This is a genomic window from Kamptonema animale CS-326, assembly GCF_028330895.1.
In the GTDB taxonomy this organism is placed as follows: domain Bacteria; phylum Cyanobacteriota; class Cyanobacteriia; order Cyanobacteriales; family Microcoleaceae; genus Kamptonema; species Kamptonema formosum.
In genome coordinates this window covers 1-3343 of sequence record NZ_JAQMUA010000478.1, presented here as the reverse complement: position 1 = coordinate 3343, position 3343 = coordinate 1, and the positions used below count along the sequence as shown (strand labels likewise).

General features: G+C 42.0%; 2 protein-coding genes. Both read right to left on the bottom strand.

Annotation, left to right across the window (positions count from 1 at the left end; genetic code table 11):
- Positions 1–2057: DUF4347 domain-containing protein (locus PN499_RS27880; RefSeq protein WP_272036676.1), on the bottom strand; the 2057-nt coding region annotated here is incomplete at its 3' end.
- Between the two features lie 969 nt (positions 2058–3026).
- Positions 3027–3227 carry a hypothetical protein gene (locus PN499_RS27875; RefSeq protein ID WP_272036674.1) on the bottom strand — a complete coding sequence of 67 codons (201 nt, stop codon included), beginning with the start codon at positions 3225–3227 and terminating at the stop codon, positions 3027–3029.
- Between the last annotated feature and the right edge of the window lie 116 nt (positions 3228–3343).

Genomic DNA, 3343 nt, shown 5'->3' with positions numbered 1-3343 from the left:
GTTAAACCTCTGGGTAAAGTGTCAGTAATTACCACACCATCAGCCGTTGATGGCCCGTTATTTGTGGTGGTGATTGTGTAGGTGACATTGGCTCCGGCTGTGCCTGCAATAGCTCCTGTTTTAGTTGTGACTACATCGGCAACAGCAGACGCGATTGTAGTAGTAACTTGGGCATTAGCAGCCGTGCCATTATTATTCGCAGAAGTGGGGTCAAAAGTTGTCGCGGTACTGAATACCTTGTTAAGGAATGGGCCGCCGGCAGCAGGTGCAGTAGCCACTAAATTATAAGTGACGCTCTGACCAATACCCACACCTAAAGAGGTAATACTCGGCCAAGTAACAACTTTTGTCGCAGGGTCATAAGTGCCACCATCTGTCGCACTAACGAAGGTTAACTCAGCTGGTAGGGGATCTTGAATTACTACATTAGTAGCAGCGATGGGTCCATTATTTGTAGCAGTAATCTTGTAGGTGATAGTGTTGTTAGGAGCGGTAGGCAATACAAAGGCAGGGCCAGTTTTGACAGTTTCAATGTCTGCCTGCTCCGTAGGCTCAGTTAAAGTCTCAACCTTTAAGTTTCTGATTTCATGTATGTTTGTCGCACCTCCAGTTGAACTGGCGAAACCAAATTTGAAGGTAGACGGTGCTGCTCCATTAGCTGCGGTAATATCCAACGAATCAATAACTGTTTCAGTTGCTGAGTCCAAAGTTCCATCACCGTTTTTATCATAGATAACGGAGAGATAGTTGTCTGGTGTTAAGATGACTTGTGCCTTTCTTGTCGATGGGTTAATTCCGTCGCGAGTAGCCCCCAGAATAGGATTGTCTATGCTCACATCACCGGGAGGAAGTGTGTTTGTTCCAGTTAAGTATTTATAGTTTTGTGCTTCACTTCCTCTAACTGCTATTGAATTTGGTTGCCGTCCAGGACCGTCAAAACGCTCTCCATTTGCAGTGGAAAAGTTGCCATATTCGTCCAATCCAACGCCTAGATAGCCTCCCGCTATACCTTCTTTCTGAGGAGTAGCGGACAGATTTTGAGCATAGCCCAGAGAACCAGCAAATGCGCCAGCTTGTGTTGGATTTGCATTCCCATCAATTAAAAAGAAACTAATGCCATCGCCAGCGGTAGCAGCAAAAGGAGCCTCTGTAAACTTATTCCCCCCGTATGAAAAGAAATCAAAGGTAACTTTAATGCCGGAATTAGAAGGGATAGGGTTGTTGTAAATCACAAAAGCTGACTGGTCACCATCAACAGAAGTTAATCTCAAAGCACCGCTGCCAGGAGGATCGACTGTGCCGCCAGTAATACGGGGAATAACACCAGACGAACCGACTGGTGATGCGGTCAAGTAAGGGTTATTACCACTTCCACCATTGCCATAGATCCAAGGCCCAGTAACAGTTGCATCTTGAAATTTTTCTTCAATTAAAGTAGCCAGGACAAAACTATAAGCTTCTAAAGCTTCTTTTTCAAAGGCTAAGGAAGATTGAATATATCCTGTTGCAAAGTCGAAATCCCAATTACCTCCAAGTGCTACACTCCCAACCAAACTCTCGGAAGCTGCAACTTCAGCACCTGTCAATTCACTTAGTTTTCTCGCAAAAGCAACGCCCAAGTTTCCGGCCGCTACATTACACGAAACTAAGAGAATACTTCCTCTATTTGCTAGAGCATTTCCCCATTGCTGTAACTGTTTGCTATAGATTGCTAAGTTGCTAATATTCAGTTCTACTGAACCAAGCTCAATTTTGGCTTCGCTACCATGAGCCACAATTTGGAGGCTGTCAACTAGGCTATAATCAGCTAAAACTCTAGTTATTTGTTCTATTCCATCCCTCATTGTGTCGAGGATGAATACTTTTGTGCCGAGTTTTACTCCCGCAGCAAGAGTCTGATAATCATCAACTCTTGAATCTATAAAAACAATATCTTTTGTCGGTGCTTTTAATGAGGTGGAACCTGCTTTATTCAAGACTGATTTACTAGCGATATTGTTGCTAAAGCGTTGAGTATTTTGGATGGCAAAGTTGACTTGGGTGGAGATGCTTTTCATGATTTTAATTACCTGGTAGATCCGCTGATGTTGACGCAAAATAACTATCGTAGTAGTTAACAGGAGCTATAAATAGCTGCTATTAAACAAGATTGCCTACGACAAATGACTGAGCGCGTTGCAAAGCAAACCATCGCTCAGTTGTAATAAATAACTCTCAATCTGGTTGATGAAAATTACATTTTTGCGTGTAATTTCTGATGCTTTTAGGGCATTTATGAGCCTTTGTTTGACTCGGTTGATTTTGTGAACAATAGATCCTTGGTAATTGATAACTACTGTTACCAATTCCACTAATTTTGATGCAAACGCAAACGTTAGAAAAGGGTAAATTAAGACGCTGTGGACTATGACAGCAGGAAACATAAAAATGGAATCCCGCAACCTGATGGAGTATTTCATTAGATAAATGATCGGCAGTAGATGCCCCAGCCTTAAGCTGGAGGTTTTCTGTTTAGTTTTTTTATAGTAAATGCCCCGATCGAACCCCTGGAAAAAGTTGTAGTAGATATAGTGACCTAATCTTTGCAGATAGCGATTAGCCTGCGATTGACTAGCTGACAAATAGTTCTCAAACACCCAAGTAGCGCATCCTCTAAGGTTATTTGAACAAATGTCATCTGGTTTTAGGCTTAGAAGTTAGTCACTATTTTACGTAATCACAGGAGATGCTGAAACTACCAATCTAAATTGGTGCGCTTATTAAGAATAGAATCTAACACAAGCCATAAGACTTATGTCATCTAGTAAATTTAGCTCAATTTGAAAGTTGAGTGCGTAATTTTCAAAGAGCTTTTACAGACAAGCTTACCCAAACACCCAACAAGTGCAAGCACACCTTAACAAATTTTTTCTCTAAGATTTCACTTCAAACCTGCACCCCACCTAAAATTATAACTTTATGGGATGATCGTCAATAGGTAACTGTTCGTAGGGGAAAGCCTTCAACACCTTGATTATGTAGTTTTGTTATTTAAACGTAGGATGGAAAGCGCTAGATGAGTTAGGAAGGGGAATTAGAGCATAGCGCGGCAAAGTATTTGTGGGTGGAGCTACACCTTCTGGCGATCGCAGTACATAGTTTTTAGAGGTTTTCCCCGATGTACTTACTCCCACAAACAAATACAGTGAGATTGTAAGTGTAGCAGCTAATATTAATTTTTCACGCATTGCAGACTCCTCCTCCAACACCAGATGCTTTTGAGCACCACTCCTCATTTCAACTCCATCATAAGGAAGATGTGGGAATACTTTAGGCGATCGCAGTCAGTTACGCACTGTGACAG